Annotated in this window: 7 protein-coding genes; 5 read left to right on the top strand and 2 right to left on the bottom strand. The window is 70.7% G+C overall.

Translation table 11 applies throughout. From position 1 onward, the window contains the following. Positions 1-115 precede the first annotated feature (115 nt). From G5C60_RS48870 to cseC, 5 genes are all read left to right on the top strand, one after another. On the top strand, positions 116-1,033 hold the full coding sequence (locus G5C60_RS48870; protein WP_165270467.1) for an A/G-specific adenine glycosylase: 918 nt from the start codon (positions 116-118) through the stop codon (positions 1,031-1,033). 355 nt (positions 1,034-1,388) lie between these two features. After that, positions 1,389-1,961: a SigE family RNA polymerase sigma factor gene (locus tag G5C60_RS48865; protein ID WP_165270465.1), complete on the top strand. Its 573-nt coding sequence runs from the start codon at positions 1,389-1,391 to the stop codon at positions 1,959-1,961. After that, positions 1,949-2,608 carry a hypothetical protein gene (locus G5C60_RS48860; protein ID WP_165270463.1) on the top strand — a complete coding sequence of 220 codons (660 nt, stop codon included), beginning with the start codon at positions 1,949-1,951 and terminating at the stop codon, positions 2,606-2,608. The genes G5C60_RS48865 and G5C60_RS48860 overlap by 13 nt, the downstream gene beginning before the upstream one ends. 68 nt (positions 2,609-2,676) lie before the next feature. Continuing rightward, entirely contained in the window at positions 2,677-3,396 is a 720-nt protein-coding gene (cseB, locus tag G5C60_RS48855; protein WP_165270461.1) for a two-component system response regulator CseB, read from the top strand. A gap of 226 nt (positions 3,397-3,622) precedes the next feature. Then, complete coding sequence (cseC, locus tag G5C60_RS48850; RefSeq protein WP_165270469.1) at positions 3,623-4,963, top strand: two-component system sensor histidine kinase CseC; 1,341 nt, start codon at positions 3,623-3,625, stop codon at positions 4,961-4,963. Positions 4,964-5,071: 108 nt separating this feature from the next. Here the strand turns inward: cseC and G5C60_RS48845 are convergent, their stop codons facing one another. Then, positions 5,072-5,518, bottom strand: a complete 447-nt coding sequence (locus tag G5C60_RS48845; RefSeq protein WP_165270459.1) for a VOC family protein — start codon at positions 5,516-5,518, stop codon at positions 5,072-5,074. A gap of 58 nt (positions 5,519-5,576) precedes the next feature. Continuing rightward, positions 5,577-6,080, bottom strand: a complete 504-nt coding sequence (locus tag G5C60_RS48840) for a helix-turn-helix transcriptional regulator (protein ID WP_420907486.1) — start codon at positions 6,078-6,080, stop codon at positions 5,577-5,579. Positions 6,081-6,314: the final 234 nt, after the last annotated feature.

Below are 6,314 nucleotides of genomic sequence, written 5' to 3'. Positions count from 1 at the left end.
GCCCACGACCCCGCACCCACCACCGGACCCCAGGGGCGCGGGGAACTGCGCGACAAGCCACGACGGACCCGCACCCACCCAACCGCCGGAGGCACGTGGCAGGATCGGAGCCGCCATGACTGCTCCCACGAAGCCAAACCCCAGCAACCCCAACCCCCCAGCCGCCACCCTGCACAACCCCGTCATCCACTGGTTCCAGGAAAACGCGCGCGACCTCCCCTGGCGGCGAGCCGAAGCCGGGCCATGGGGCGTGATGGTCAGCGAGTTCATGCTCCAGCAGACGCCGGTGAACCGCGTACTGCCGGTGTACGAGCAGTGGCTCGCCCGCTGGCCCCGCCCCGCTGACCTCGCCAAGGAGGCCCCGGGCGAGGCGGTCCGAGCCTGGGGCCGCCTCGGCTACCCGAGGCGCGCGCTACGGCTGCACGGAGCCGCGGCAGCCATAGCGGAGCGCCACGGCGGGGACGTACCCACGGACCACGCCCAACTGCTCGCCCTGCCGGGCATCGGCGAGTACACCGCCGCGGCCGTGGCGTCCTTCGCGTACGGGCAACGCCACGCCGTCCTCGACACGAACGTGCGCCGCGTACTCGCACGAGCCGTCACCGGCGTGCAGTACCCGCCGAACGCCACCACCGCCGCCGAACGCAAGCTCGCCCGCGCCCTGTTGCCCGAGGACGAGCACACGGCCTCGCGCTGGGCCGCCGCGTCCATGGAACTCGGCGCACTGATCTGCACGGCGAAGAACGAGAACTGCGTACGGTGCCCGATCGCGGCCCAGTGCGCCTGGCGCCTGGCCGGCAAGCCCGCGCACGAGGGCCCGCCGCGCCGCGGTCAGACGTACGCGGGCACGGACCGCCAGGTGCGCGGTCGCCTCCTCGCCGTCCTGCGCGAGGCGGTGGGCCCGGTCCCGCAGCCGGTCCTCGACCGTGTCTGGGACGAGCCGGTGCAACGCGCCCGCGCCCTGGACGGCCTGGTCGCGGACGGCCTGGTCGAACCCCTCCCGGGCGGCTTGTACCGACTGCCCCTCACCTGACCCACCCCTCACCTGACGCGTACCGACGCTCCCGCTCAGCCGACCCACAGGTTCCGCAGACCCCGCCGGACCGAACCACAGGTTCCCCTCAGCCCACTGACACACAACCCGCAGCAACCCGCAGCAGCTCGGCACGCAAATCCCCCCAATCCCGCTCCATCCCCCGCGCCCCTTTACCTCCGCCCTACTTCCGTTACACAACCGACGGACAGCCGAGCGCTCGCCGCAGGCTCGCTCGGACAACCCCGTGACAACCCCTCCGTAGCTTCATTGGCGTACCGCGGAAAGCGGCACACGAAGCAGAGAACAGCCGACAGCAAGCAGGTCGGAAACGGGGAACGGGAGGCGGTTGGACATGGCGCACGGCGAGGTGCTCGAGTTCGAAGAGTACGTACGCACCAGGCAGGACGCGCTGCTGCGCAGTGCCCGCCGCCTGGTGCCGGACCCTGTCGATGCCCAGGACCTGCTGCAGACCGCGCTGGTACGGACGTACGGCCGCTGGGACGGCATCGCCGACAAGCGTCTCGCCGACGCCTATCTGCGCCGCGTCATGATCAACACACGTACGGAGTGGTGGCGGGCCCGCAAGCTGGAGGAGGTCCCCACCGAGCAGCTGCCGGACGCCAGCGTGGACGACTCGACCGAACAGCACGCGGACCGTGCGCTGTTGATGGACATCCTGAAGGTGCTGGCTCCGAAGCAGCGCAGCGTCGTGGTGCTGCGACACTGGGAGCAGATGTCCACGGAAGAGACGGCCGCCGCCCTCGGTATGTCGGCCGGAACGGTCAAGAGCACGCTGCACCGGGCGCTGGCCCGGCTCCGCGAGGAGTTGGAGAGCCGCGGCTATGCGGGGCGCGCGCTCGAACCGGGCCAGGCGGGGGCGGGCAAGGCAGGGACGGGTAAGGAGCAGGAGCGTTGCGCGGCCTAGACACAGGCCCGGGCACAGGGGCGCCACAGGCCCGCGGGGCCTTGAAGGCGGCGATCACGGCGGTGGCCGTGCTCGCCGCCCTCGGCCTTTTGGTCTCCGCCTGCGCCACGGGCGGCACCGGCGCCCGAGACGAGGGCCCGGCCCGCTCCGACTCGGTGTCGGTGGGCGCCGCCACGCCCTCCGCCTCACCCTCCGGGGCGGCGCCTCGCGTGGACGCGGTACGGCTCCTCAAGGACGACCCCAAGGTCAGCACGGCGATCAAGCGCGATCTGAAGCCGTGCGTCGCCGATGAGTACCCGGTCGACGTGTCGTACGGCAACTTGACCGGGGGGTCCGCGAACGACGTCGTGATCAACGTGCTGACCTGCGGCGATGCGGTCGGTGTCGGCTCGTATGTGTATCGCGAGCAGGGCGACGAGTACGAGAATGTCTTCAAGGCCGAGGAGCCTCCGGTCTATGCGGAGATCGACCGGGGCGACCTGGTGATCACGCAGCAGGTGTACGAGAAGGGCGACTCGGTGACACTTCCGTCCGGCGAGGAAGTGATCACGTACCGCTGGACGGCGGGCCGCTTCTCGGAACAGGACCGCACGCACAACGACTACAGCAAGGTGGTGGGCGGCGAAACGCCGACCCCGAGCGAGTGACCCTGCCCCCCCCTGACGAGAGACCCTGCCCCCCTACCAACTGACCGACGGAGGACTGAGAGCACCGGATGCCAGAGCAGACCCACGTCCTGTTCGTCGAGGACGACGACGTCATCCGCGAGGCCACCCAGCTCGCGCTGGAGCGGGACGGCTTCGCGGTCACCGCCATGCCCGACGGCCTGGCCGGCCTTGAGGCGTTCCGTACGAACCAGCCCGACATCGCACTCCTCGACGTGATGGTGCCGGGCCTGGACGGCGTCTCGCTGTGCCGCCGGATCCGCGACGAGTCCACGGTCCCGGTGATCATGCTGTCGGCCCGCGCCGACTCCATCGACGTCGTACTCGGCCTGGAGGCGGGCGCCGACGACTACGTCACGAAGCCCTTCGACGGAGCCGTCCTGGTCGCCCGGATCCGCGCGGTGCTGCGGCGCTTCGGGCACGCGAGCGGCCAGCGGTCCGCCGCCGAGACGGAGAGTTCGTCGTCCGTAGACGGCGGTGGCGTGCTGTCGTTCGGGGACGGTGACCTGGAGATCGACACCGAGGGCATGGAGGTCCGCAGGGGTGGTACGCCGGTGGCGCTGACGCCGACCGAGATGCGGCTGCTTCTGGAGTTCTCGACCGCGCCCGGTACGGTCCTGTCGCGCGACAAGCTCCTCGAGCGGGTGTGGGACTACGGCTGGGGCGGCGACACCCGGGTCGTCGACGTCCATGTGCAGCGGCTGCGTACGAAGATCGGCCAGGACCGCATCGAGACGGTCCGCGGCTTCGGCTACAAGTTGAAGGCCTGACCGGATCATGCGGGCAACGAGCGGGAGTCCGGGACGCCGCGGGAGATTCGGGCGGTCGAGTTCGAGTTCGGGCAGCGAGCCAAATCCACGTACCGACAGTGGGACTGATCCACGTACCGGCAGCGGGCCGAATCCGCGCACTGGTCTCAGGCCGAGTCCGCGCACTGGCAGCGGGCCGAGTTCGAGTACGGGCAGCGGGCCGAATCCGCGTACCGGCAGTGGGCCGATTCCTCGTACCGGCATCAGGCCGAATCTGCTGACCGGCATCAGTCTGCGTACGGGCCTCAGATGGAAGCTCAGTGCGGCGATCGCGGCCGTCGGGGCGCTGGTGGCCGTCGCGCTGAGCCTGGTCGTGCACAACGCCGCCCGGGTCTCCATGCTCGACAACGCGCGTGACCTGGCGGACGAGCGCGTCCAGATCGCGCAGCGGAACTACGAGTCCTCCGGGCGCGCCAACTTCCCCGGCATCAAGATCGACGACCCGGACATCCCGAAGGACCTGCTGGCGAAGGCCACGGCCGGCCGGCGGGCCACGTACGTGGCGGAGCACCCGGACGGTGTGCCCGACATCTGGGCCGCCGTGCCGCTCAAGGACGGCCGGATCCTGTCGCTGCACACCCGGTTCACCGACCGCAGCGCCACCGTGATGAACGACCTCGACCAGGCGCTCCTCATCGGTTCGATCGCGGTCGTCTTCGGCGGCTGCGCGCTCGGCGTGCTGATCGGCGGTCAGCTCTCGCGGCGGCTGCGCAAGGCGGCCACGGCGGCCCGGCAGGTCGCGCAGGGCGAGACGGACGTACGGGTACGGGACGCCATAGGCGGAGTCGTACGCGACGAGACCGACGACCTGGCGCGGGCCGTGGACGCGATGGCGGACGCGCTCAGCCAGCGGCTCGAGGCCGAGCGCCGGGTGACCGCCGACATCGCGCACGAGCTGCGCACGCCTGTCACCGGGCTGCTCACGGCGGCCGAGCTGCTGCCGCCGGGCCGGCCGACGGAACTCGTACGGGACCGGGCGCAGGCGATGCGCACGCTCGTCGAGGACGTCCTGGAGGTGGCGCGGCTGGACAGCGCGTCCGAGCGGGCCGAGTTGCAGGACATCATGCTGGGCGAGTTCGTGACCCGGCGGGTGGCGGCGAGGGACGCGGACATCGAGGTGCGGGTGGTGCACGAGTCGCAGGTCACCACCGACCCCCGCCGCCTGGAGCGGGTCCTCATCAACCTGCTGGTCAACGCCGCCAAGCACGGCAGGCCGCCCATCGAGGTCTCGGTGGAGGGCAGGGTCATCCGCGTACGCGACCACGGGCCCGGTTTCCCCGAGGAACTGCTCGCCGACGGCCCGAGCCGCTTCCGCACCGGCAGCACCGACCGCGCGGGCCACGGCCACGGTCTGGGCCTGACGATCGCGGCGGGCCAGGCCCGGGTCCTCGGCGCCCGGCTCACCTTCCGCAACGTACGGCCCGCGGGCGTGCCGGAGGACCTGCCCGCGGAGGGCGCGGTGGCGGTGCTGTGGCTGCCGGAGCACGCGCCGACGAATACGGGGAGCTACCCGATGCTGCCGGCGTAGGACGGCTGCCGGGCAGGACGCCGGGTCCGGGACACCGGGTCAGCGGGTCAGCGGGTCAGCGGGTCAGCGGGTCAGCGGGTCAGCGGGCGCCTGACGATCAAACGGTGACTAGCAGGTCCAGTCCTTGCCGAGGTCGAGGCCGCCCTCGCGTCGCTGGGTGAACGAGAACCAGTTCCCTGAGTCGTCGCGGAACAGCGCCTCCGTGCCGTACGGCCGCTCCTGGGGCTCCTGGAGGAACTCCACGCCACGGTCCTTGAGCTTCTTGTAGTCACCGTGGATGTCGTCGGTGGTCAGTACGCCCGCGCCGAGGGCGCCCTTGGCGACGAGCTTCTTGATCATCTCGGCGGACTCGGGGTCCATCGAGGACGCGTCGGGCACCATCAGCGTCAGCTCGACGTCGGGCTGCTCCGGGGAGCCGACGGTGATCCAGCGCATGCCGCCCTCGCCCATCGTCATGTCCGTACGCACCTCGAGGCCGAGCTTCTCCGTGTAGAACTCTTTGGCCCGGTCCTGGTCCAGGACCCAGACGGTCGAAATGGCGAGTCCCTTGATCATTGCGTGCTCCCAGGTCGTCGGGCTGTCTGCTTGCCTGCCACGCTAGGCCGCGTGCATGTCACTCCGCTTCTCCAGAATTGCGCCCTCGTTCAGCAGAACTGCGCGCTCGTTCAGCAGGACTGCGTGCTCGCTCACTGGTGTCCGGGCTGGTCCCGGCACCGTTACCGGGGCCCGAGCGGAAGCCGCCGGCCCAGAGCATCGCGTAACACCCGGGTATGAGGGCGGCGCCGCGGCCAACGTGCTTCTTCCGGTACTCGCTCGGGGTCAGGCCCGTCCACGCCTTGAAGCGGGCCGAGAACGTACCGACGCTGCTGAAGCCCACCAGATGGCAGATCTCGGTCACCGACAGATCCGCGGTCCTGAGCAGGTCCTCGGCGCGGTCGATGCGGCGGTGCGTCAGATACTGGCCGGGCGTCTCGCCGTACGCCTCCTTGAAGGCCCGTATGAAATGAAACCGCGAGTACCCGGCATGCGCGGCCACGGCATCCAGATCGAGCCCGGCCTCGGCCCAGTCCCGATCCATCGCGTCCTTGGCAAGCCGCAGCTGCCGCATCTTGTCCATGCCGTCGATGGTGACACGGGCCACTGACAAGGCCTGGTCTGTCCCCGCGCCCCTTTAGGGGCGCGGGGTTGTATCGATTTGCGGCTCCGCCGCGATGGGGTCCCCCCGCTCGGACTCGCAGTTCCCCGAGCCCCGTAAGGGGCGCGGGGAACTGCGCGACCAGCCACAACGAACCCGCAGCCGAAACACGACCTCTCAAGGGGGGCCTGGGGCGCAGCCCCAGAAACCCCAACC

The organism is Streptomyces scabichelini (genome assembly GCF_011045015.1).
Lineage (GTDB): Bacteria > Actinomycetota > Actinomycetes > Streptomycetales > Streptomycetaceae > Streptomyces > Streptomyces scabichelini.
The sequence above is the reverse complement of the archived record's forward strand: the minus strand, read 5'-3'. Positions and strand labels throughout refer to the sequence as shown.

What these genes read in the sequence shown, in the direction of transcription:
- G5C60_RS48870 (WP_165270467.1), top strand. Translation starts at nt 116, where the DNA reads ATGACTGCTCCCACGAAGCCAAACCCCAGCAACCCCAACCCCCCAGCC.
- G5C60_RS48865 (WP_165270465.1), top strand. Translation starts at nt 1,389, where the DNA reads ATGGCGCACGGCGAGGTGCTCGAGTTCGAAGAGTACGTACGCACCAGG.
- cseB (WP_165270461.1), top strand. Translation starts at nt 2,677, where the DNA reads ATGCCAGAGCAGACCCACGTCCTGTTCGTCGAGGACGACGACGTCATC.
- G5C60_RS48845 (WP_165270459.1), bottom strand. Translation starts at nt 5,518, where the DNA reads ATGATCAAGGGACTCGCCATTTCGACCGTCTGGGTCCTGGACCAGGAC.
- G5C60_RS48840 (WP_420907486.1), bottom strand. Translation starts at nt 6,080, where the DNA reads ATGGACAAGATGCGGCAGCTGCGGCTTGCCAAGGACGCGATGGATCGG.